Genomic DNA, 24,617 nt, shown 5'->3' on the forward strand with positions numbered 1-24,617 from the left:
TGTGGCAGCCGGCGCGGCGTGCTTTACCGCGGGGGGGGCGGCACCCCCCGCCCCGGCCGGTTCCATGCCCGCAGTCCGTTTTCACGTCGCCTGGCGCACCCTCATGGGCAGACCCCCGCGGATCCGCAGGGTCAGCATCGCCTCACCGGCGACCTTGTATCCGGCCACCTTCGTCAGACGCAGCTCGCGCGCCACCGTGGCGAGGACGACCGTCGCCTCCATCATGCCGAGGCTGTTTCCGACACAGAACCGCGGTCCCGCCCCGAAGGGGATGTAAGAGTAGCGGTGCCTTCCCGCTGAAGCGGCAGGGGTGAACCGCTCCGGGTCGAAGCGCGAGGGCGCCGTCCAAAAATCGGGGTGGCGGTGGAGCAGGTAGGGACACAGCAGCACATCGGCGCCCGCGGCGACCGGGTACCCGCCGATGCTGTCGGCCCTGCGGGCGATGCGCGGCAGCAGCCACACCGGGGGATACAGACGGATCACCTCATCGAGGACCTGCGTGGTGTAGATGAGCCCGTGCAGGCTCTCGGTGGTCAACGGCCCCTGTGCGAACACCTCCAGGGCCTCGTCGTGCAGCCGTTCCCACACCTGCGGGTGCTCGTCGAGCAGGTGGAATGCCCAACTCAGCGTGCTGGCGGTGGTTTCGTGCCCGGCAAGCAGCAAGGTGACCAGTTCGTCACGCATGCGGATGCGCCCCACCCGCTGGTCGGGTTCCTGGCGCACCGACTTGATCAGCCGCGAGACGATGTCGTCGCCGGCAGGCCTGGCGGCACGATCGGCGGCCAACTGGTCGACGATGCGCTGCAGATCGCGCCGGGCGCGCCGGAAGCGGGTCTGCAAGGGCAGCGGAAGCCACAGCGGCACCGTGCCGAGGGTGATGGCGTCGAACATCGCCTGGTTCTGCACGGCCTCGAACGAGCTACCTAGCGAGTCAAAGGCGCCGAGGTCGGCGTCGATCAGCGTCCGTCCGAGAACGCCGAGGGTGAACGAGGTCATCTCTTCACGCACATCGACCGGGCCTTCACCGATGTGGGCCTGAAGCCGTGCGGTCAGCCTTTCGGCCTCCTCACTGATGGTGCCCAGCTGGCGGGCGATCCGTTTTGGCTGAAAGACCGGCTGGATCGTCTTGCGCTGCTTGCGCCAGATCTCGCCTTCGCTGGTGAGCAGTCCGTCTCCGAGGGCACGCCGGGCGTGGATCATGCCGAGGCCCTTGGTGTAGTTCTCGGCATGGTCGGCCAGAACGTGCTTGGCATGATCGGGGTGGTTGAAGAAGTGGAGCGTCTTGGGGCCCAGCGGAAGACGGACGGCGTCACCGTACTCGGCAGCTGCCCACGCCATGACGTCCAGACGGCTGCGCAACATCCTGGTCAGCACGGGGAGGACGGAGGTGCGCGGCGGCCCGGGCATGCGCCGTCGGATCTGCGGGACCGCAGAACGGGTGGTGGTCACGGAACGGCCCGCCGGAGTTCGACGAGACCCGACGTGATGCGTTGCCGCCACAACTCATAGGAGGGCACGTCGGAAGGACCGAATGCCTCGCTGCGGCTCCGGTCGGCCAGCTCGGAAGCCTGCGCTGGCGTGATACCGCAGAGCAGATCGGTCGCCAGCCTGGTGTGCGCCGTCACGAGATCCGTCTGGAACCGCGCCGTCGCGCCGAACACGGCGCCCTGCGCGACCTGCCCCAGGTGGGTGCCGGCGCGGCGGATGAAAGTGTGCAGCTCATCCCTGTCCAGCGCGCCCGCATAGGTTGCCGCCAGCCCGGCACCGCTGTACAGGTCGGGCCGACGGCTCTCGTCGAACGCGTCGATCAGGTCGGTTGCCCGGTCGGGGTCGGCTCCGCCGACGAACCAGATCGCCCGCCCGATGCCCTGGTCGATCACACGGCTTGCGTACTGGGCCGGACCACCTGCGGGCCAGGGGAAGTTAGGCTCCTGATACTGCCCGTGCACGTACCGGTCGGTGTGAAAGTAGGCCTGGTGGAAGCCGTACCCGTCGAGAACGAGCCACCGCAACAGCGGATCCGCCGCGGCGGCGGAAGCCTTCGACCACCGAAACCTCGGCAGCCGGGCCATGGCCCAGCCGACCCCGACATACACCATGTACACGTGCTCCTTGGCGCGGCCTTTCAGGAACCGGCTCACGTTGCGCCCTCCGAACGGCAGGCCGTCACGAATGGCGAAACCCATGCCGGCACCTTCGTAGGCGAACCCGCGGAACTGCCACGGCAGTTCCTCCAGCCGCGCCTCGGCATCCTCGGGACGGCGCGCTTCAGCGGCATACGCATACCCGGTCAGGAAGGTCTCACCGATCGTTTCCAGCGTCTCCCGTGCGGCAGCGCTCTTCACATGGAAGCCACGGACCGAAAGGCTCGCCTCCGACGTGCTCGGCGTCAGAATCCGGCGCCTGAGCGCTCGCCAACCACTGGCCATGCTTGTCTCCTTTCGGCGGGGCGCCCAGTACCCGCCTATGTCGGAGCGTGCCAACCCGCGCGGTGACACGCCTACTCCCTGCTTGCCAAGATGGTGCTGCGTCAGATCGAGGCCAACTCCGGAGTCCGGCGCGGAGTTGGCTTGGCCTCGGGAAGATGCCGATTGTCCAGCTCCGGCAGAGCTAGCAGGATCGGCAGGTCGGTCCTGTCCACTGTGCGCATCGGAATGCTCAGCTCGACGTCCTGGTCAGCCCGCATGACCACGGGCTTGCCCGCGCCCACCAGGAGCGGGTGGCGCGCCCAGGGACGCGGATCGACGTCGGCCCAGCGCACTGCCACGGCGGCCGCGCGGACGTACCACTCGCCCACCGGTACTGCACTGAGCCGGTAGGCAAGGACCCGGCATGCGTCGCTGGGACTTTCGAGGATGTCGCACGAGACGGGCATCCCCTCGACGATGGGACTGCTGAACGCGCCGACATAGACGCGCAAGGGAGTGCTGGTCGGTGGCAGCACCACCGTGCCGTGCACCGTGCCGGTCCGGCTGTCCGCGCCCGTCTCGAAGCGCGGCAACTGGGGCAGTCCGCTGTGGGACAGCGACCGAAAGCGGGTCGGTGAGGCGCCGACGCTCCGGGTGAAGCGGGTGGTGAACGTACCCAGGCTGTTGTAGCCCACCTGATACGCGATGTCCGTGACGCTCAGCGACGTCTCCAGGAGCAGATTCTTCGCGCTGTACAGCCGGATCGCCGTCAGGAAGCGTCCGGGCGAGGTTCCGGTGACGTTGCGGAAGACCCGCGAGAAGTAGAACTTGCTCAGTACTGCGGTGTCCGCAATCTCATCTAAGGACAATGGCTCACTGTAGTGATCCCACATCGTCGTTATGGCGCGTTCCACCGCCAGTCTCGATACCTCCACTGGACCCCCGTCGTCTGATCCGGCTAGCTCATGATCGGCTGCCGAAACGCTTCAGCAGCCGCTGAGATGCGGTTAGATGATGCGCATGTTCCCATCTCGCATACTTCTTTGAAGTTGCCTGTACCAGATTTGCACCTGTCAGTTTCATTGTGCTTCCTGTGAATAAACGGACAAGGGTGCCCCTGAGTGTCATCTGTGACCGATGAGCACACTGGTTCGTACCGATGCTCACGGTTCGACCGGCTGACCTTGACTTCTCTTCAGCGGCGAATTCTTGTTCCGTCGACCGGCGGGGCTCGTGCCTGGCTCGGTGTGGCCCCTACCATGAATCGTCGGTGTCCGGCAGTGGCTTGCACCCAATTCGATCACCGCAAGTGGCAAGTATCGGGTAAGTTTCCGAATCTGTGATTCCGCTATTTCCGCACCTGTTCGCCTTCAAGGTGAGGTGATCGCTTACTCGCTCCGCCTCTGCATGGCCGCAGCGGCAAATGGCCGACGGTGAATGGCGAAACGCCAACCATCGCGGTCACTGCAAGTGGCAAGTATCGGGTAAATTTCGGATCTGTGATTCCGTTCCCTCGCTCGCGTTCGGCGGCCGGCCTTCCGGATGTCTGAGATCCAGCACCTGCCTGGATGCAGCTGAATCAGACACGGAGGGTGACGGGGTGGCCGTTTCGGCGCTCGGTAACGCACGCCTGCCCGTGTCAGGGCGTCTTACGGAGGTGCCGTGTCCTCGGCGTGGCCGACGGCGAGGCTGAGGCAGCCTGGCTCTCGCCGAGGCCCACTCCCCGCATGACATGGAGTCGATCAGCAAGACCCCGGGAGCCGCCAGGCCTGAACAGGGCCTTCCCCCTGCGCTCCAGGGGCCCGGCTCCAGCCCCTAAGGCGTGTCCCGTAACACCCGACCGCAATTGAGACTTCTTCCGCATGCCTGCTTCCACGACCTGCTCCTCGAAGCTGAGGTTCTGCAGGTAGTGGCGGCTGCGGTCAGGCAGGCGGCGGATGCGGATCACCTCAGGGCCCGAACGAGTCGTTCGTGCTGGGCCTCCGAGAACGTTTGACACCGCTGCACGCCAAGAGCTCGGTTCCGGTGACGTCGAAGTACAGATTGAAGAACCAGAGCCGGTCTGCTGCGTCGATGGTCCCGGTACGCAGTTGCTTGCCGCGGTGCCGTGCGAGGATCTCAACGGTCTCGTCAAGTCCGATGGTCTCTTGCAGGCCGCGGGCCAACGTCCGTCTCAACCTCGTTGCGGCGATGCCGGCGACCATCCACTGGGGTACCTCCCTGTCCAAAACCCTTACCTCGGCGCCGGCGGCTATGGCCTCGCGTGCTGGCTTGCGCGCGCTCGTCTGGTCGGTGAGCATCGTGGCGATGGCGAGCTGGCTTGAGGGCTCGTCTTCGGTGGCCATGCGGTGACTGTAGAGACTGAGCGTGGGCGTTGCTACAGGATGCGGCGTGGCCGACGCTGGGCGGGGAGACAGAGGATCGCGGTGTTGTGCCGGCATCATGGAACGATCTTGTGGTGGCTGGTGTGATCACGGCGTCGGAGTCGTCTTGGATAGCCCCGTTCAGCGGGCTGAGCCCGCGTTCCTTCAGGAAGCTGGTGGCCGCGCTGCGCCGCGAAGGTGCGGATCCGGTCGGCAAGGGCCGGCCGTGGTCCCTTTCGCTGGAGGACCGGGTGCTGCTCGTGTCGGCCTACTGGCGCACAAATTTGACGATGCGCCAACTGGCGCTGCTCTTCGGCATCTCGAAGTCCGCAGCCGACCGGATTATCGACCACCTCGGTCCCGCGCTTGCCCTGCGGCCTCGCAGGCGGTTCGCCAAGGGCACCGTGCTCATCGTGGACGGCACCCTGGTCCCCACCCGGGATCACACCATCGCCGAGCGGTCGAAGAATTATCGGTACTCCACCAACCACCAGGTCGTCATCGATGCCGACACCCGCCTGGTCGTCGTGGTCGGTCGGCCGCTCGCCGGCAACCGCAACGACTGCAAGGCATGGGAGGAATCCGGAGCCAAAGCCGCTGTCGGCAAGACACTCACGATCGCCGACGGCGGCTACCCGGGCACCGGACTCGTCATCCCGCACCGCCGTGAGCGCGGCCAGAGCGAGCTCCCAGCTTGGAAAGAGGAACATAACAAGTCTCACAAGCACGTCCGCGCCCGCGTAGAGCACGTCTTCGCTCGGATGAAGACCTGGAAAGTCCTCCGCGACTGCCGCCTCAAAGGCGACGGCGTCCACCACGCCATGCTCGGCATCGCCCGGATGCACAACCTCACCCTCGCCGGCTAGACCAGAGGGCCGTGCGGCGGTCAACCCTGCCCAAGCCGATCCGGAGATCATTTACGGGACATCCCTCAGGGTCGCCTCTTGTGAGCGGATGGTGTCCCCGTCAATGCGCCACGCCTTGGTGGAACGCGAGAGAACCGAACGCGTAGGACATCCCCAGTTGCTTGGTCTTGGTGTTCGCGGTGGTGCGCCACCAGCGTCTGTCCGCCTGCAGCCAACCGCGCAAGTCGCTCATCCTCATCGATTGCCTTGGTCTGCTGAGGACCGCCAAAGCGACACGTATCCCCTCCTTGATGTCCTTGAGGTGTTCGGTCCGACCCGGCAACTCCGCTTCGCTGGCGGGGGCCGGCGCGCTCGGACAGCGCCAGCCCCCCTCCGGCGGCCGACGGCCTCGAACAGGCCAGGACATGGCCGACAGCCAACGGCTGGACCCGTAGACGGCGGCGCCCTTCAAGCCCGATGCGCACACGGGAGTTGACGGACGGCTGAGCCGCGTCCCGGCACCCGGCATCGATTACTCGTTGCGGGGCCGCACCCTGGACGGACGACAGACCGCTGGACCTGCGTGTCCTCATTGGGCCACATTGAGTAAGTCCTCGTTGGGACTCGGTAGCTGACCGGCAGAGCGCTTGGGCGCAGCCTTCTTGGCCAGGCGCGTTCCGGGCTGCTCTACCCGCCATTCACTTCTGGCGCGCGCGGGCGATGTCCATTGCCGTGGCCGCCTGCTCGCCGTCGTCGCCGGCCCCCACGAGCATGCTGCATACCAACGTTTGAAAGCAGGTCTCGGCATCGTACGGCTCGATGAGGTATCCGCCGAGTTCCAGCGTGACGAGGCCGTGCACTCCGATCCACATCTGATGGGCCACGCGCGCCGGGTCGTCGGGGCGGAACCGGCCCGCCTCCATACATCTGGTCACGGCGCCCACCAGCGTCTCGAGCGTGTAGCGCCCGTGCTGTCGTTCGTCGTCGGAGAGAGCGAAGCCGCCGAGGCTCGCCCCCCCGAACATGACCGAGTACAGGTACTGATGCTCCAGCGCGTTGGCCCGGTAGGCGTATCCGAGGGCCGCGACGTCGGCAACGGGATCATCGGTCTGCGCGACCTCGGCCATCCGGTCGTTCAGATGCCGGAACCCTTCGTGGACCATTGCCCTGACCAGGTCGTCCATGCCGCCGAAGTGGGTATACACCGCGGTCGTCGACGTACCCACGGCTGCGGCGAGCCGTCGGGTGGACAGTGCGCTCGGCCCCTCCTCCTGCAGGATGCGTGCTGCGGTCAGGATCAGATTCGCGCTCACTTCAGGGTCGGCTTGTCGAGGGCTCACCCTTGACATGGTCGCACAGGACGCCGAAAGTAACAATGTTACGTAACGGTGGTATGTGACGGAGGCGGGGATGGGCGGCACATCGTATGTGCAGGCAGGCGGCTACCAGCCGGTCTCCTATGAGGCCACCGTGTCCCAACCAGAGGTGGTGGGACAGTTGCCGCAAGAGCTGAACGGCACCTTCACCCGCATAGGACCCAACCCGCTGGGTGCCCGCGACGCGCGCCGCCACGCGTTCGAGGGGGCGCCCATGGTGCACGCCGTCCGCATCCAGGACGGACGTGCGCAGTGGTATCGCAACAAGTGGCTGCGGACAGACCGGGTCTGCTCTCGTCTGGGAGAACTGCCCGCACCAGGCCCCCGCCACGGCCTGTCCGACGACGCCGGGGGCAACCTGATCCAGCACGCGGGACGCATCCTCGCGGTTGGCGACGGGGGAGCGCTGCCGGTCCAGATCGACACCGGCCTGGACACCGTGGCCCGCGTCGACTTCGACGGAACCCTCTCCGGGGGGTTCTCGGCCCACCCGGAGATCGATCCGCTCACTGGGGAGATGTTCGCGGTGTCCTACTATCACGAACCGCCCTACGTCCGGTACCACGTCATCGGCGCCGACGGCAGGGTCCGCAGGACGATGCCCATCGCGGTGAAGGCCCCACCGATGATGCACGCCTTCTCGCTGACCGAACGCTACGCCGTCTTCTACGACTTGCCGGTCGCCTACGACCCGGCCGCGGCAGCCGCCGGCTCCCGCGTCCCCTACCGGTGGCGCACGGACCACGGCTCCCGGATCGGCGTGCTGCCGAGGGAGGCCACAGCCCCTGACGTGCTCTGGATGGATGTTGATCCCTGCTACGTCTTCCATCCCCTCAACGCCTACGAGAGCGAAAACCGGATCATCATCCACCTCGTCCGCCACCCCCGTGTCTTCGACAGCGAGCCGCTGCGGCCGGGCGAGACGGCCCCCACGCTCTGGCGGTGGACGATCGACCCGCGCAGCGGCACAGTCGTGGAAAGGCAACTTGAGGAGCAAGCCGAGGAGTTCCCCAGGATCGACGACCGCTACAAAGGTTCCTACAACCGGTACGGCTTCGCAGTCGCCATGTCGCCGTGCGGGAGTGGCGGCTACCTTGCGGGCCCCGGCCTGCTCCGCCACGACCTGGCCCTCGGCCGTACCGAGGTCCACGAGTTCGGCCCAGGACGGGAGACCGGTGAAGCGGTCTTCGTACCGCGCAGCCATGACGCCGCCGAGGCGGACGGCTGGCTGCTGAGCCTCGTCTACGACGCGGAGCGGGATCGCAGTGACCTGGTAGTGGTGGACACGGGCGACTTCACCGGAGAGCCGGCAGCCGTCGTGCAGTTGCCGCTGCGCGTGCCGCACGGCCTGCACGCGGCATGGATCGCAGCCTGAGGCAACCTCCAGCCGCTTTTGGCGATCGGGTCAATTTGGAAGAAGGCGCGCGGCGCCGCCGTCCCTAGTCTCGTTTGGAGTGTCCGACGGGACGAGAGGAAGGCTCATGGCGCTGAGGGTTCTCGATCGTGCCTGGGGGGAGTTCGAGCACCCGGCAGCGTTCTGGTTTGGCGTTCTCGCCTCCGCCACGGGCGTCGCGCTGCATCTGCCGATGTACATCGGCGCGCGCCACATGCATTACATGATGTCCGGGATGCACCCGGACGCCGCCATGATCACGGGAATGGCGCTGATCCTGGTCGGGCTGGTGGCCGCGCTGTACGGGGTGCTGCCCGCACGCGGAGGCGAGATCAAGAAATCGGCACAGCGCATCCGGGTCACAGCCATCGATGACGCCCCCATTCGGGGCCAGCACATCGCCTTGCTCGTCGTCCTCGCCATCGCGGTCACGATCGACGTCATGAAGCCGGCGACACTGTCATTCGTCGCGCCCGGTGTGGCCCAGGAGTACGGCCTGAAATCCCCCGCCAACCCGCACGGGCACATCCCCGTCTCGTGGCTCCCTCTGATGGGAATCAGCGGAACGGTCGTCGGTTCGTTGATCTGGGGCTGGCTGGGCGACCGCATCGGGCGGCGCTCCTCGATCCTGCTCGCCGGGATCCTCTTCGTCACCACCTCCATCTGCGGAGCGATGCCCGGCTTCTACTGGAACCTGCTGATGTGCTTCCTCATGGGCCTCGGCGTCGGCGGCATGCTCCCGATCGCGTTCGCGCTGATGGCCGAGACAATCCCCGCACGCCACCGCGGCTGGCTGATGGTCCTCGTCGGCGGCGACATCGCCGGCGCCTACGTGGCCACCAGCTGGCTGGCCGGATGGCTCACCCCGACCTACAGCTGGCGCATCCTCTGGCTCATCGGCCTGCCCACGGGACTGCTCTTCATCGCCCTCAACCACTGGATCCCCGAATCGCCCCGCTACCTGATCGCCCGCGGCCGGAAAGAGGAAGCGAGCGCGATCATGGCCCGGTACGGCGCCACGGTGCAGGAAATCCCGTCCGACGCCGAGTTCGCCGAAAGCGCCGAAGGAGCAGTCCGCAGCAGTGGCCTGCGGCTGCTGCAGCGCCCGTTCCTCGGTCCCACTCTCGCCATCACCGTCCTCGCCCTCGGCACAGGGCTCGTCACCTACGGCTTCCAGCTCTGGGTACCGACCAACCTGCAGCACCTCGGATTCTCGGCCGTGAAATCGGACTACGTCGTGCGCAACGCAGCGCTGCTCGGCCTCCCCTTCACCGTACTGGTGGCCATCGCGTACGGGTGGTGGGGCAGCCGCAGGACGATCGTCGGGCTGTCGGTCGCCTCGGCGCTGGCGCTGAGCGGCTTCGTGGTGGCAGGCAACTCCCTCGTGCACCACCACCTGGCGCTCTCGCTGCTGCTCGTCGTGCCGTTGTCCGCCATCAGCTCGGTGGCGGCGGTCGTCTCCGCCTATGCCGCCGAGGTCTACCCCACCATGCTGCGCTCGCGCGGGTCGGGCCTGGCTGCCGGCATGACCAAACTGGGCGGGGTGCTGATCATCGCGATCGTCGTCGCCGCCACCACCATTCCCTCGATCGCGATGACCGCAGTGATCGGCGCGGTGCCGCTGCTCCTGGCAGCCCTCCTCTTCCTGTGGATCGGCCCCGAGACCAAGCGCCGCAAACTGGAGGAGATCAGCAGCGAACTGCTGGCCACCTCCCAGGCCGCCTAAGACGGCTTGCCCTACGCAGAGCGGCCCGGCGCCTCAGGCGCCGGGCCGCTCTGCGTGTGCCGCCGTTCTCAGTGCCAAGGCGCCGTCGGGAACCAGATGTAGCCCAGCAGGTGCAGCAATCGCACATCCCAGTACACGACCGCGAACACGCCGGCGACCAGGAAGCCCGATGCCGTCAGCGCGCTCACCCGGGCGGGCTCCGCCGCGAGCCAGCGCCCCGCCCGCCCCCGCAGGACGAGCGAGATCAGCACGACGATCAGCGACATCACGACGATGTTCCCCAGCGACTGCAGCGCGAACGCCGCCGCCCCGTACGCCGGGTTGTGCCGCTCGGCGGCGCTGCGGAACATCTGGCCGAACAGCGGATAGGGCCGGCCGATCAGAAAAGCACCGATGAGAACCCCCATGAGGACCAGCGGCGCGTTGGGGAAGCGCCGGGAGACCGCGGCGAGTGGGTCCGGCACGATGCCCGCGGCCGCGAGACCGAGGACGATCATGACGAGACCGATGATCCCGAAGTCGATCATTGCCTGGATGATCCGCGGTGACAGACCGGGGGAGTGGATGGTGGAGAACTGCGGCATGTGCGTGCCGAAGATCCCGACCATCGCGCCGTAGAGGGCCGAGACCGGCAGCATGCCGGCGGCCAGCCAGCCGATCGGCCGTGCGATCCGGGTCAGTGACTCCCGGCGTGACAACGCAGATTCGCCGACCAGTGGACCCACCGCACCCAGCACCATCACATTGCACGCGGTGAATGACCCGGCCAGACCGGAGACGAAGGCGAAGATCACGCCGGAGGCGATGCCGGCGATGGGGGTCGTGAGGGCGTTGTGCCCAAGCATGGCGTCCGCGCTGTTGAAACCGATCTGGTCGTCAGCCAGTTTCGGAGACCACGCATAAGCCAGCAGGAATCCGAGTACGAAACCGACCACGACCACAAGGGCTCGGCGCCGCGGAAACAGTCCGTTAACGAACATGGATGTCCCGGCCCGGGGAATCGCCGATGTCTCGGCGACGACGTTGGTCATAGATTTCCTCCTGGGTGGATGAACGGCCGCACGCCACGGTCGTCAGTCGTGAGTCTCCGGCCCATTCGTCCATTCCGCTTCTTCGATCCTGCCCTCAATCGGCCTTCCATAGATCGGCATCTTCAGGATTGCGCTCTTTCATGCCGCACCCCGGGGTAACGGCAAGTCGAGAGAAGACCCAGCGCAGGTCCAGCGGTCATCCTGGAGTCGGCGAGCAGGAAACCTGGCGAGTAGTCAATTCACGGACAACCGCGATTATGGGGAACCCATGGGCACTCAGCGATATGAAGTGGCAATCCTCGGGTCGGGAATCGGCGGCTCGATGCTCGCGTGCATCCTCGCCCGGCACGGAGTTTCGACGCTCCTGCTCGAAGGGGCGACCCATCCCAGGTTCACCATCGGCGAATCCCTGATTCCGGAGACCGGGCTGCGGCTGCGAATCGTCGCCGACAAATACGGCGTCCCGGAGATCGGATGGATCGGCACGTTCCACAAGCTGCGCAAGCACGTGAGCAGCAATTGCGGAGTGAAGCGCTCGTTCGGCTTCATGTATCACCGTGCCGGCGAGGAGAACCGCCCCGAGGAGATCAACCAGTTCGGGACGCTGACACCACCCGTCGGTCCGGACTCGCATCTGTTCCGCCAGGACACCGATGCCTACCTCGCCGCTCTCTCGGTCAAGTACGGCGCGGCGTTCCACTCCCAGACCCGCATCTCCGACATCACCTTCGGAGCCGACGAGGTCGAACTGCGCGCGGACTCCGGCGAGACGTACCGGGCCAAGCTCCTGATCGACGCCTCGGGCATGCGCTCGATGGTCTCCGACCAGCTCGGCATGCGCGACGAGGTGCCCCGCTTCCGCACCGACACCCGCACCATCTACACCCACATGATGGGCGTCAAGAGCACCGATCTCCTGCTCGATCCCAAAAGCCGCCGCAACCTGATCTCGCCGCTCGGCCAGTCCACCATGCACCACGTCTTCGACGGCGGCTGGATGTGGGTCATCCCCTTCAGCAACCACCGCGACGCCACCAACCCTCTGACCAGCGTGGGTCTGATGCTCGACCGGCGCAAACACCCCGAGCCGCACGGGAGTCCGGAGGAGGAGTTCCGCCGAATCATCTCCGCCTACCCGACAGTCGCCCGGCACTTCGCCGAGGCGCGCGCCGCCCGTCCGTGGATCCGCTCGGGCCGCATCCAGTACTCTTCGCCCCACCTGACCGCGCCCCGCCTCATCCAGCTGCCGCACGCGGCCGCCTTCATCGACCCCCTTTACTCCAGCGGCATGTCGGTCCTCATCGCCGCGGTCGACCTGATCGCCGAATCGCTGCTGAAGGCCGTCGAGGAGAACGACTACGCGACCGAGCGGTTCAAGTTCATGGAAGACGTGGTCAACCGCGGGTTCGACCACTACGACACCGTCGTCTCCGGCTCCTTTGACTCCTTCGCCAGCTACGACACCTGGAACGCGTGGAACCGCAACTGGGTGATGGGCAGCCTGCTGGGCACGTTCGGGCCTCTCTCCCTGCTGATGCACTACCACAAGACCAAGGACCGCGCCTGGCTCGACAAAACCACCGAGCCTAGCCGCATCGGCGTGCTGGGCAGCCACCTGCCGGGCGTCGTAGAGATGGCGCAGGCCTCGCGCGCCTACATGGACGCCGCACTCGCCGGCGAGATCACCTACAAGGAAGCCAGCGAGCGCATCTTCGCCCGCTTCCGCACGGTCGACTTCCTGCCGCCCTACATGGGCTTCGGCGACCCCAAGAAGACCGCCACGGCGACGTTCACGCTGATCCCCGGTGCCCGCCACGTCACCTGGTACCGGATGCACGGCGACCCGGTCTACCGGGACAACTGCACCTTCCCGCTGACGACGTACGCCCGCGACGGCGCAGCCTTCGCGCTGGGCGAGGCACGCGACGCATGGCGGCGCAGCTTCTCCGCCGTGCGCGACATCTTCTTCGCTAAGAACAGCGACTGGTGGTGCATCGCGCCGGCGCTCGAGGCGCACCAAGAGCTCGTGACGCCGGTTGCGCCCACCGTGCCGGATCCGGCCGACCTCAACGGCTTCGAGGTCTCCACGGACCCGGTCTCGCCGACCGCAACCGGCTGAGGGCACAGCACCGAGGCGTCCGGCGGGGCGGCCCGGCAGGCCCGCCCCGCCTTCCTCACTGCCGCGGTGATCGAGGCACATACCCGGGCGGTCCAGCGGAAGACGCCCCACACCGTCATGACCGTTGTTTCGAGAGGAGATCGCCGTGAGGCTGAGGAAGCGTCTTCGTCGGCTGGTGCCGGGAGTCCTGGCCATCGTCGTCGCCACCACGCTTTTCTTCGGCGCGAACAGCGCGGTCAGCGTGTCCGGCGCTGAACAGACCGCCGCGCGCTACAAGTTCCACGAACTGCCCATCACCCTCCCGCCCGGCTACAACAACCAGCACATGAACACGATCCGGAAGGTCAACCGCGCCTATCAGAAGGTCCGTTCCTGGATCTCGGCCGTCGGGGCCAGCATCGCCATCAACGACATCACCGGCCACGGCCGCGCGGACGGCATGTGCATCGTCGACACCCGCACCAACAAGGTGATCGTGACCTACACGCCCACCGCGCCGACGGGCGACCGCTTCACTCCCTTCACTCTGGACGCGGCGCCACTGCCCTACGACGACACGATGGCACCGACCGGCTGCGCGGCCGGCGACTTCACGGGTGACGGGCGCATGGGCTTCCTGGTGACCTACTGGGGACGCACCCCGATCCTGTTCCTTCCGAAGTCGACCGCCACCACACCCTCGCCCAGCGCCTACGCGCCGCAGGAACTCGTCCCCTCCCAGTCGCCCGACGGCAAATACCACGGCCCGCGCTGGAACACCGACGCCGTCTACATCTCGGATCTGGACGGCAGCGGCCACCCCTCGATCATCGTCGGCAACTACTTTCCCGACTCCGACGTACTGGACCCCAAGGGTCTGAAGAACGTCACGATGACCAACAGCCTCTCCTCCGGCAACAACGCCGGCGGCGACCACGTGCTGCGCTGGACCGACGCGGTCTCCGGCGCCCACCCCGCCGCCCACTACGTCCAGGAGGAAGGCGCGATCCCCTTCCAGATCTCCACCGGGTGGACTCTGGCGATCTCCGGCGCCGACCTGACCGGGGACGGCCTGCCGGAGGCCTACATCGCCAACGACTTCGGCCACGGACACCTGCTGTACAACCGATCAACCCCCGGCCACATCAAGTTCACGGAGGCCAAAGGCCAGCGCACGGGGACAACGCCCAAGTCGTTCGTCCTGGGAAACGGCTCCTTCAAGGGCATGGGCGTCGACTTCGCCGACCTCAACAGCAACGGCAACTTCGACTTCTACGTGAGCAACATCAACGTCGCCTGGGGCCTGGAGGAGAGCAACCTGCTCTTCATGAACAAGGCGGCGAACGTCGCCGACATGCAGAAGAAGCTCAGCAAGGGTGTCGCCCCCTTCACGCAGGAGGCCCAGCAGTACGGCCTCGCCTGGACCGGCTGGTGCTGGGACGTCAAGACCGGCGACTTCCTCAACCGCGGTGAACAAGACGTGATCCAGACCGACGGCTTCATCAAAGGCAAGGCCAACCGCTGGAACTGGCTGCAGGAGGCGGCCACCGAGAACGACGACCTGCTCATCAACCCGGCAATGTGGCCCAACTTCCAGCCCGGAGACGACATATCCGGCCACGAGGCCCTCGCCTTCTACGCCAAGAACTCCAGCGGCAAGTACGTGAACGTCAGCAAGAAGATCGGCCTGGCCGTGCCGACCCCGACCCGTGCCGTCGCCACCGGCGACACGACCGGCACCGGCACCCTGGACTTCGCGGTGGCCAGGCAGTGGGGACCGCCCGCGTTCTACACCAACCAGGCACCGGACCGCGGCAACGCGCTCGAACTCGAGCTGTACCGCCCCTCTACCGATCTGGCCCATGCCGGCAAGGGTCTCGAAGCGATCGGCTCGCCCGCCTACGACGCCACCGTCAAGATCACCACACCGCAGGGCACCCAGATCTCACAGCTCGACGGCGGCGGCGGCCACGTCGGTTTCCGCAGCTTCGACGTCCACTTCGGGCTCGGTACCTACAGCGGCCCCGTCTCGGCGCACATCCAATGGCGCGACGCCGACGGCGGCCTGCACCAGCAGACGCTCCAGCTCAGCCCCGGCGTCCACACCCTCATGCTCACCGGCACCGCTCAGGAGGTTTCGAGCCGATGACCGCCGTCGTGCACCCCTCTCAGACCGACAGCGCTCCGCCGAACGCCATCGCCAAGCCGACGAAGCCCAAGCCCGATCCGCGCTATCTCGCGCTGCGCAACTTCGCCATGTCGATCACGGTGTTCAACGTGTTCGGCTATGGTCTGCTCGGCTTCGAACAGCCCTACCTGTGGCCGGTCTTCGCCCTGCTGACGGGCTACACGACCGAGATCACGTTCGAACTGATCAGCGCGTGGGCCTACCAGCGGCGGCCGCGGTTCCTCGACGGCGGACCGCGCGGCGTGTACGAGTTCCTGCTGCCTTCGCACATCACGGCACTCGCCGTCAACATGCTGCTCTACGCCAACAACCAGATCCTGCCGGTCATCTTCGGCGTGTTCGTCGGCGTCGCCGGCAAGCACGCCTTCCAGGCGCCCATCAACGGGCGGATGCGGCACTTCATGAACCCGTCCAACTTCGGCATCGCCATGTCCCTGGTCTGCTTCGGCAGTTGGGTCAGCATCGCGCCGCCCTACGAGTTTACCGAAAACGCCAACACGTTCTTCAGGATCATGATCGCGCTGATCATCGCCACCGCCGGCACCGTCCTTAACACCATGCTCACCCGCAAGGTGCCGCTGATCGTCGGCTGGATGGGCGGCTTCGCCATCCAGGCCTTCGTACGCCACGGCATCTGGGACGTTGCCCTGTTCTCCGCACTGGGCTCGATGACCGGCGTCGCGTTTGTCCTCTTCACCAACTACATGATCACCGACCCGGGCACGACACCGATGAAGGGACGCGCGCAGTTCATGTTCGGCGGCTCTGTCGCCTTCGTCTACGGCGCCCTGATGCAGCTCAACGTCACCTACACCCTCTTCTTCGCACTCGTCATCGTCTGCGGCGCCCGCGGAGCCGGCTGGTGGGTGGCAGCCCTTCTCCAGCGCTGGCGTTCCCGGCGCGCCCCCGACGTCACAGCGATGAGCGAGGACATCCCGGCCAGGGCGCCGGAAACCACCGACGTGGGGGCGATACGGGCATGAGCAGCCACCGAATTGCCGTCGTCGGCGTCGCCTGCCGCTACCCCGACGCCAACTCGACCGACCAGCTCTGGCAGAACGTCCTCGCCGGCCGCCGGGCATTCCGCCGCCTGCCGGACGAGCGCATGAACCTCGACGACTACTACTCACCCGACCCGGCGGCCCCCGACCGCTTCTACACGCGCAAGGCCGCCGTCCTCGAGGGGTTCGAATTCGACCGCGTCAGCCACCGCATCGCGGGCAGCACCTTCCGGTCCACGGACATGACCCACTGGCTGGCCCTGGACACCGCGGCGCGCGCTCTGCAGGACGCGGGCTTCCCCGACGGCAACGGGCTGCCCCGCCACGCCACCGGCGTCGTGATCGGCAACACCCTGACCGGCGAGTTCAGCCGCGCCAACCTCATGCGGCTGCGCTGGCCGTACGTGCGCCGCACGGTCGGCGCCGCCCTGCGCGAACAGGGCTGGGACGACGCCGCGCTCGGCCTCTTCCTCGCCAACCTCGAAACCCGCTACAAAAGCGCCTTCCCGCCGATCAACGAGGACACCCTGGCCGGCGGGCTCGCCAACACCATCGCCGGACGCGTATGCAACCATTTCGACCTCCACGGTGGCGGCTTCACCGTCGACGGCGCCTGCTCCTCCTCACTGCTGTCCGTGGCGACCGCGGCCAACGCCCTGGCCAACGGCCAGCTCGATGCGGCCATCGCCGGCGGCGTAGACCTGAGCATCGACCCCTTCGAGGTCATCGGCTTCGCCAAGACCGGCGCCCTGGCCACCGGCGAGATGCGCGTCTACGACCGCGGCTCCAACGGATTCTGGCCCGGCGAGGGCTGCGGCATGCTCGTCCTCATGCGCGACGAGGACGCCATCGCGCAAGGCTTGCCCCGGTACGCCGTCCTCGCCGGCTGGGGCTACTCCTCCGACGGCAAGGGCGGCATCACCCGCCCGGAGGCCGCCGGACACCGGCTCGCGCTGCAGCGCGCCTACCAGTCCGCCGGATACGGCATCGACACGGTCGCCTACCTCGAAGGCCACGGCACCGGCACCGCCGTCGGCGACGCAACCGAACTCCGGGCGTTCAGCGAAGCACGCCGCGCCGCCGACCCCACGGCACCCGCAGCAGCGATCAGCACCATCAAAGGCAACATCGGCCACACCAAAGCAGCCGCCGGCGTCGCCGGCCTCATCAAAGCCATCCTCGCCGTGTACCACCAGGTCATCCCGCCGGCCACCGGGCATGTCGACCCTCACCCCGAACTGACGGGCGAACAGCCCGCCTTGCGTGTGCCGCTTGCGCCGGAGCCCTGGCCGGCAGACCATCCCATCCGCTCCGGCGTGTCCTCGATGGGCTTCGGAGGCATCAACGCCCACGTCGTCGTGGAGCAAGCCGACAGCGCCCCGGACGCCGGGTGCGGGCCGAAGGTCGAGGCGCTCGCCCGCTCACGGCAGGACGCCGAGCTGCTCCTGGTCGACGCCGACGACATCCCCGCGCTACGCGGGCGGATCGCGCAACTGGCACAACTGTGCGGCCAACTCTCCTTCGCCGAACTCGGTGACCTCGCCGCCACACTCGAGCACGAACTGGACGCACGCCGCTTCCGCGCCGCGGTCGTGGCCGGCGACCCCGAGGAGGCCGGACGACGTTTTGACACCCTGCTCACGATGCTCGACAACGGTGCACGCTCCGTCCTCGACACCGAACGCGGCGTCTTCGCGGGCACCTCTATTCGGCCGCCGCGGATCGGCTTCCTCTTCCCCGGACAAGGGGCAGGCCGACGCGGAGACGGCGGAGCACTGCGACGGCGCTTCGCCGACATCGATGAACTCCACCGTACGCTGCCGATGCCGCCAGGCACCGACCTGGTGGCGACCGAGAACGCTCAGCCAAGGATCGTCACCTCCTCCGTCGCGGGCCTGCGCACGCTGTCCCGCCTCGGCATCACGGCCGTCACGGCCGCAGGCCACAGCCTGGGCGAGCTGACCGCCCTGCACTGGGCGGGCGCAATGGACGAGGCGGCCCTGCTGCGCGCCGCCACGGCCCGCGGCCGCATCATGGCGCAGGCGAGTGCTGGCGGCGGCACCATGGCGAGCGTCGCTGCCCCGCCCGACGATGTCCTTCCGCTCCTCGCCGGCGAGCCGGTAGTGATCGCCGGATACAACAGCCCCCAGCAGACGGTCGTCAGCGGACCTTCCGACGCCGTCCGGCGCGTGTGCGAACGCGCCGCCGGCCAGGGCTTCGCGGCAACCGACATCCCGGTCTCGCACGCGTTCCACTCCGAGGCTGTCGCCCCGGCGGCCACCGCCTTCCACGACCATCTGCGCGGAGAGAGCTTCACCCCACTGACCCAGGCCATGGTCTCCACGGTCACCGGCGCCGTCCTGCCGGCCGGAACCGACGTGCCCGACCTGCTGACACGTCAGATCCTCGAACCGGTGCGTTTCACCGAAGCCGTCCACACGATGGCCCAAGACGTCGATCTCTTCATCGAGGTCGGGCCCGGCCGGATCCTGCGCAACCTCGCCGCAGAGATCGCCCCCGGCCTGCCCTCCGTATCGCTGGAGGCCGACAGCACATCGCTGTCCGGACTGCTGCGCGCGGTCGGCCTCGCCTATGCGCTCGGCGCACCCGTGCGTCACGATCTGCTCTTCCAAGACCGCTTCACGCGGCCGTTCCCGCTCGACAAGGCGCTGCACTTCCTGGCCAGCCCCTGCGAATCGGCACCGGAAAGCCAGCTGCCGAACCTCGCCACCTCGCAGACCGAACAGACCCCCACCACACAGGCCCCGGAAGCGCCAACCCACACCGACGAGGCCGACACACTGGACGTACTGCGGCGCCTTGCCGCCGAGCGGGCCGAACTGCCGCTGGAGGCGGTGAGCGCGCAGAGCAACCCCATCGACGAACTCCACCTCAGCTCGATCACCGTCGGGCAGATCGTCACACAGGCCTCACGCGAACTCGGACTGGCCGCGCCCCTGGCAACCTCGGCGTTCGCAACATCGACACTGGCCCAGCTGGCCGAAATGCTCGACGAACTCGGCGAGACGGCACGCTCCGCAGAAGAGGACACCACCAGCGACATCGCTGGCGCCGGTCCTTGGATCAGGGCATTCTCCGTCGAACTCGTGCCCGCCGAGCCCGGTCGTGCGGCTGCACCGCCCGCAGACGGCGACTGGCAGCTTTTCACCACCGACCGGCACCCACTCGCCCCCGCCCTGCACGCCGCGCTGCGGCGATCCAGGCTCGGCTCCGGAGTACTACTGTGTCTGCCGCACGACTGCGACGAGAGCCACACGCCGCTGATGCTGGCCGCCGCACGCGCCGCCCTTTCACCCGGGGCACCCGGACGCTTCGTCATCGTCGGCGACCGGCGAGGGGCGGCCGGACTCGCCAAAACCCTCCACCTGGAGGCGCCCGCCGTCGCCACCACGCTCATCACTCTGCCCTTGGCCGAGCCGGTGCCGGACGCGTTCCTGACCGCGATCGTCCCGCAGCTCGTCGCCGACATCGCCGCAACCACGGGCTTCAGCGAGACGGTCTACAACGGGGCCGGCGTACGCCACATTCCGCTGCTGCGCCCGCTGCCGGCGCGCGACGCCCCCGGTGAACCGCTCGCCCTCGGCGCCAAGGACGTGCTGCTGGTGACGGGCGGCGGCAAGGGCATCACCGCCGAGTGCGCCCTCGACCTCGCGCGCACCACCGGCACAGCCATCGCCCTCATGGGGCGCTCCGATCCGCAGACCGACCCGGAACTCGCGGCGAACCTGGCACGCATGGACACCGCGGGCGTCAGCCACCACTACGTGCGCGCCGACATCACCTCCGCGGACGAGGTCAAGGCTGCCATCCAGGAGGTGCACCGGACACTGGGTCCCGTGACGGCGATCCTGCACGGCGCCGGCCGCAACGTACCGCACGCCCTGACCAACCTCGACGAGTCCTCCTTCCGCCGCACCCTCGCAACAAAGATCACAGGACTGGAGACCGTGCTCGCCGCCGCAGACCCGGCCACGCTGCGGCTCCTGGTCACCTTCGGCAGCATCATCGGCCGAGCCGGGCTGCGCGGGGAAGCGGACTACGCCACGGCCAACGACTGGCTCACCGACCTCACCTACCAGATCCGCGATCAGTATCCCCACTGCCGCTGCCTCGCCCTGGAGTGGTCGGTCTGGTCGGGCACCGGCATGGGCGAGCGCCTTGGCGTCCTGGAGTCGCTGATGCGCGAAGGCATCCGACCAATCCCTCCCGAGGAGGGCGTCGCCGTCCTCAAACGCCTGCTCTCCGACCCGCACGCACCCACCTCGGTCGTAGTCATGGGCCGCGCCGAAAACCTACCCACCCTCGCGCTCGAACCCCGCGAGCTGCCCCTGCTCCGCTTCATCGACCGGCCCCGCCTGCACTATCCCGGCGTCGAGCTCGTCGTCGACGCAGACCTCTCCGCCGCCGACGATCTCTACCTCGCCGACCACCTGCTCGACGGCGATCTGCTCTTCCCTGCCGTGTTCGGCATGGAGGCCATGGCTCAGGCGGCCGCCGCACTCACCGGCCACACCGGCCCGCCACTGCTGGAGGATGTCGAATTCCTCCGCCCCGTCGTCGTCCCCACCGACGGCACGACCACAATCCGGGTCGCCGCCCTCGTCACCGAAGACGGCGCGGTACAGGCGGTCATCCGCAGCGACGAGACCGGCTTCCAGGCGGACCACTTCCGGGCAACCCTCCGCTTCGACAGGCCGTCACCCCCGGACACCGCGCCCCCGGCGCTCCCGACCATGGACGTGCCACTCGCGCCCAAGGAGGACCTCTACGGCCCGGTGCTCTTCCAGGGCGACCGCTTCCAGCGGCTGCTGGGCTATCGCGCTCTGGCCGCACAGCACTGCGTGGCCGACGTCTCCAACACGGCAGACAAGCCCTGGTTCGGGGGATTCCTGCCGTCGGGTCTGGTCCTCGCCGACCCGGGCACTCGTGACGCGCTCATGCACGCGATCCAGTGCTGCGTGCCCGACGCGACCCTGCTGCCCGCCGCCATAGAACGTCTCCACCTCGCCGATCCGGCCCGCATGCGCACGCTCGACAGGGTCACCCTCCATGCTGCCGAACGCTCCCGCGACGGCGACACGTACCTATACGACCTCGACGTCCGCGACCCCTCAGGCGCACTCGTCGAACGCTGGGAAGGGCTCCGGCTGCAGGCGGTCCGCAAGCAGGACGGCACGGGACCGTGGACACCGACACTGCTGGGCCCCTACCTTGAGCGCCGGAGCCCGACGGTATTGCCCGCCGCGCTCCGCATGGCCGTGTGGCCGGACGCGGAAGAAACTGGCCGAGATCTGGCCGGCCGGCGCACGCGCACCGCTCAAGCACTCGCTCTCGCGCTGGGCCACGAACCTTCCCTCACCTACCGGCCGGACGGCAAGCCGGAGACCGATGAGGGGATCCACGTCTCCGCATCACACGGCGCGGGCGTGACCTTTGCAGTCGCCGCGCAGCAGGTCGTCGGCTGCGACGTCGAGGAAGCCGTTAACCGGTCGGCCCAGGAGTGGACCGACCTGCTCGGCACGGAGGGATTCGCGCTGGCCGAACACATCGCCCGTGAGCGCGGTGAGGACCTTTCGGTCGCCGCAACACGCGTCTGGGGCGCGCAGGAATGCCTGCGCAAGAGCGGTCACGCCCGCGCCCACCTGGTCGAGGTCTCCGAGCCGACGACAGGACGGTGGGTTGTCTTGCAGTCGGGCGCCGCCCGGATCGCAACGTTCCCCACCATGCTGCACGGACGCACCGTACCGGCGGTCTTCACGATGCTGACGCAGACGAAGGAGAGCAGGCAATGACCATGCGCCCGTACTACGAATACCGGCATCTCGTCGGATTCGAAGAGACCAACCTCGTCGGCAACGTCTACTACGTCAACTACCTGCGATGGCAGGGCCGATGCCGCGAAATGTTCCTGCAGCAGCACGCCCCCGACGTCCTCGACGAGATCCGTGACGACCTCAAACTGTTCACGCTCAAGTGCGAATGCGAGTTCCTCGCCGAGATCACCGCATTCGATGAGCTGTCGATCCGCATGCGGCTCGTGGATCTGACGCAGACCCAGATCGAGTTCGCCTTTGAGTACGTGCGACTGCGCGACGAACTCGAGGACCTGGTCGCCCGGGGACGCCAGCGAGTCGCATGCATGCGCGGACCCAACACCGACACCCGGCCGGCCAAGGTACCCGCCGCGCTGCGCAAGGCCCTGGAGCCCTACAGCGTGAGCATGCCGCCGACACAGCCGCGCGTACTCGCCAACATCGTGAACGGTGACTGACGCCATGACGCACACCGACCCGACGTCCGGCACCGGACTGGCCACACCAGCCCCGCATCTGCCTAGCGGCAACGGAGAGCGAAACACCGAACTCGACCGCAGCGCCATGCGCCGCGTCCTGGGCCGATTCACCACCGGCGTCACCGTCGTGACGACCGGCGGTGCCACGCCGCACGGCATGACCGCGAACTCCTTCACCTCAGTATCGCTGAGCCCGCCTCTCATCCTCATCTGCGTACTCCGTGAGGCGGCCATGCACGAGGCCGTTCTCGACCGAAAGGCCTTCGCGGTCTCGGTGCTGTCAGAGCGTCAGGCGGACCTGGCCTCCTATTTCGCCGACCGCCGCCGCCCCCGCGGACTCCAGCAGTTCGCCCCCATCGAATGGTCGCCCGGCCGATTTACCGGCTCCCCCCTGGTAGCGGACGCTCTGGCCTGGCTCGAATGCTCGCTGACGGCCACGTATGACGGAGGGGATCACTCCATATTCCTCGGTGAAGTCCTCGGCATGGGCCTCCGTGACGAGCACGACGCCTTGCTGTTCTACAACGGTGCCTTCCACGGGCTGCGCACCAAAGAGACATGAGACACCAGGCACGACCCGCACCCATCGAGGCCCAGGCTAAGGTGTTTTTTCACGGCAGCAGGGCCAGCTTGCCGACCGTGGCGCGTGCCTCCAGTTCAGCCAACGCCTTTGGCCCGTCGGCGAGGTCGTAGACGGTGGGCCGCCCAGGAGTGAGCACCCCAGCGGCGATGAGCACGAACAGTTCCCCCATCACCTCGCCAAAGATCTGCGGCGCGGACTGGATCAGCACCCCGATATTCAGACCGATCACCTGCACCTGGTGGCGGTAGACCAGATCCCAGTTGCTCAGCGCTGCCTCACCGGCGGGCAGGCCGGTCACCACCACCCGTCCCACGACCCGTTTCGCCGCGGCCAGGCTGGCGTTGAAGGTGGTACCGCCCACCGACTCCAGCACCAGATCCACCCCGTCGGGGGCCAGTGCAAGTGCCTCCGCGGCGAGGTCAGGGCCGTGCGAGTCGAGCACGTGATCGGCGCCCAGGGCGCGCACCGTCTCGTGTTTGCCCGGAGAGGCGGTCGCGATCACCGCCGCGCCGAAATGCTTCGCCAGCTTCACCGCAGCCTGGCCGGTCCCTCCGGCGGCGGCGTGGATCAGTACGGTCTGGCCGCCGCAGATTTGGCCCAGCGGCTTGAGCGCGGCCAGGGCGGTGGGCCAGTTCACCACCAACCCCAGCGCCTGCTCGTCGCTCCAGCCCTGCGGAACGGGCACCGCGGCGGCCGCGGCAAGCACCATGTACTCCGCGAAAGCGCCGTAGCCGACACCAGTGACATGGTCGCCGAGTCGTACGCCGCTCACGTCATCTCCCACGGCGGCGATCTCGCCGACGGCCTCGAAACCGGCCAGGTACGGCGGGTGCGGGCCGTTACCGAAAGTGCCGTGGGACTGCGAGATGTCGGCGTAGTTGACGCCCGCTGCCGTGACACGGATCAGAACCTCACCCGGGCCGGGTGCCGGCACCGGTGCGTCGTTGATCAGGCGAAGGTCCTGCGGCCCCTTGAGCGACGTCTGCTGCAAGCCTCGCATCGTGGCGGGAACGCTCATCGGGATCGGCACCCTTGCTTTAGAAGAATTCTGAGCCGGGAAGCGGACACTACTCCGCATCCTCAAGGAGCTCTCGCAACTCTCCTTTGACATCACTCGTTTGTCTTACAGAGACCGTCTGTCATGAAGGGGCATGCGCCGGCCGTTCCCGCGGGTTTTGCTGGGCTGCTCACGGGTTGCGGCTGGCGGCAAGGGGGTGCGTCGCTGCCGACGGAAGACGAATGGGGATACACCCCATCGCGTGACCGCCTCTGTGAGTACCGCTCTGCAGTAT

General features: G+C 67.6%; 16 protein-coding genes. 9 read left to right on the plus strand and 7 right to left on the minus strand.

Annotated features, from left to right (window positions below; all coding sequences use genetic code 11):
* Positions 1–81 precede the first annotated feature (81 nt).
* The 4 genes from AB0G52_RS33035 to AB0G52_RS33050 form a co-directional block, all read right to left on the minus strand.
* Positions 82–1,449 (minus strand): cytochrome P450, encoded by a 1,368-nt coding sequence (locus tag AB0G52_RS33035; RefSeq protein WP_361341482.1) that lies wholly within the window; start codon positions 1,447–1,449, stop codon positions 82–84.
* On the minus strand, positions 1,446–2,429 hold the full coding sequence (locus AB0G52_RS33040; protein ID WP_361341485.1) for a DUF1702 family protein: 984 nt from the start codon (positions 2,427–2,429) through the stop codon (positions 1,446–1,448). Before AB0G52_RS33040 ends, AB0G52_RS33035 begins: the two co-directional genes overlap by 4 nt.
* Positions 2,430–2,530: 101 nt before the next feature.
* The gene (locus AB0G52_RS33045) at positions 2,531–3,301 is read right to left on the minus strand and encodes a helix-turn-helix transcriptional regulator (protein WP_361341689.1); all 771 of its coding nucleotides are present in this window, start codon (positions 3,299–3,301) and stop codon (positions 2,531–2,533) included.
* Between the two features lie 1,056 nt (positions 3,302–4,357).
* Positions 4,358–4,753 carry a hypothetical protein gene (locus AB0G52_RS33050; protein WP_361341487.1) on the minus strand — a complete coding sequence of 132 codons (396 nt, stop codon included), beginning with the start codon at positions 4,751–4,753 and terminating at the stop codon, positions 4,358–4,360.
* A gap of 113 nt (positions 4,754–4,866) precedes the next feature.
* On the opposite strand from AB0G52_RS33050, the gene AB0G52_RS33055 reads away from it, so the two are divergent.
* Complete coding sequence (locus tag AB0G52_RS33055; protein ID WP_361341490.1) at positions 4,867–5,637, plus strand: transposase; 771 nt, start codon at positions 4,867–4,869, stop codon at positions 5,635–5,637.
* Between the two features lie 677 nt (positions 5,638–6,314).
* Here AB0G52_RS33055 and AB0G52_RS33060 read toward each other — a convergent pair.
* Positions 6,315–6,965 (minus strand): TetR/AcrR family transcriptional regulator, encoded by a 651-nt coding sequence (locus AB0G52_RS33060; protein ID WP_361341494.1) that lies wholly within the window; start codon positions 6,963–6,965, stop codon positions 6,315–6,317.
* Positions 6,966–7,026: 61 nt separating this feature from the next.
* On the opposite strand from AB0G52_RS33060, the gene AB0G52_RS33065 reads away from it, so the two are divergent.
* Positions 7,027–8,367 carry a carotenoid oxygenase family protein gene (locus AB0G52_RS33065; protein ID WP_361341497.1) on the plus strand — a complete coding sequence of 447 codons (1,341 nt, stop codon included), beginning with the start codon at positions 7,027–7,029 and terminating at the stop codon, positions 8,365–8,367.
* A gap of 106 nt (positions 8,368–8,473) precedes the next feature.
* A complete protein-coding gene (locus AB0G52_RS33070) occupies positions 8,474–10,111 on the plus strand; it encodes an MFS transporter (RefSeq protein ID WP_361341500.1) in 1,638 nt (545 codons plus the stop codon).
* Between the two features lie 68 nt (positions 10,112–10,179).
* On the opposite strand, the gene AB0G52_RS33075 is transcribed toward AB0G52_RS33070, so the two are convergent.
* Positions 10,180–11,142 (minus strand): hypothetical protein, encoded by a 963-nt coding sequence (locus AB0G52_RS33075; protein WP_361341503.1) that lies wholly within the window; start codon positions 11,140–11,142, stop codon positions 10,180–10,182.
* A 268-nt stretch (positions 11,143–11,410) separates the two neighbouring features.
* On the opposite strand from AB0G52_RS33075, the gene AB0G52_RS33080 reads away from it, so the two are divergent.
* The 6 genes from AB0G52_RS33080 to AB0G52_RS33105 all read left to right on the plus strand — a co-directional run bounded on the left by AB0G52_RS33080 (position 11,411) and on the right by AB0G52_RS33105 (position 23,304).
* Complete coding sequence (locus AB0G52_RS33080; RefSeq protein ID WP_361341506.1) at positions 11,411–13,261, plus strand: tryptophan 7-halogenase; 1,851 nt, start codon at positions 11,411–11,413, stop codon at positions 13,259–13,261.
* A gap of 145 nt (positions 13,262–13,406) precedes the next feature.
* Positions 13,407–15,389, plus strand: coding sequence for an ASPIC/UnbV domain-containing protein (locus AB0G52_RS33085; protein ID WP_361341509.1), 1,983 nt, complete (start codon positions 13,407–13,409; stop codon positions 15,387–15,389).
* Complete coding sequence (locus tag AB0G52_RS33090; protein WP_361341512.1) at positions 15,386–16,411, plus strand: enediyne biosynthesis protein; 1,026 nt, start codon at positions 15,386–15,388, stop codon at positions 16,409–16,411. The genes AB0G52_RS33085 and AB0G52_RS33090 overlap by 4 nt, the downstream gene beginning before the upstream one ends.
* On the plus strand, positions 16,408–22,242 hold the full coding sequence (locus AB0G52_RS33095; RefSeq protein ID WP_361341515.1) for a type I polyketide synthase: 5,835 nt from the start codon (positions 16,408–16,410) through the stop codon (positions 22,240–22,242). The genes AB0G52_RS33090 and AB0G52_RS33095 overlap by 4 nt, the downstream gene beginning before the upstream one ends.
* A 2-nt stretch (positions 22,243–22,244) precedes the next feature.
* Positions 22,245–22,721 (plus strand): acyl-CoA thioesterase, encoded by a 477-nt coding sequence (locus AB0G52_RS33100; RefSeq protein WP_361341691.1) that lies wholly within the window; start codon positions 22,245–22,247, stop codon positions 22,719–22,721.
* Positions 22,722–22,725: 4 nt separating this feature from the next.
* Positions 22,726–23,304: a flavin reductase family protein gene (locus AB0G52_RS33105; RefSeq protein ID WP_361341518.1), complete on the plus strand. Its 579-nt coding sequence runs from the start codon at positions 22,726–22,728 to the stop codon at positions 23,302–23,304.
* 49 nt (positions 23,305–23,353) lie between these two features.
* On the opposite strand, the gene AB0G52_RS33110 is transcribed toward AB0G52_RS33105, so the two are convergent.
* Complete coding sequence (locus AB0G52_RS33110) at positions 23,354–24,325, minus strand: zinc-binding dehydrogenase (RefSeq protein WP_361341694.1); 972 nt, start codon at positions 24,323–24,325, stop codon at positions 23,354–23,356.
* Positions 24,326–24,617: the final 292 nt, after the last annotated feature.

Source organism: Streptomyces sp. NPDC021562 (assembly GCF_040640875.1).
In the GTDB taxonomy this organism is placed as follows: domain Bacteria; phylum Actinomycetota; class Actinomycetes; order Streptomycetales; family Streptomycetaceae; genus Streptomyces.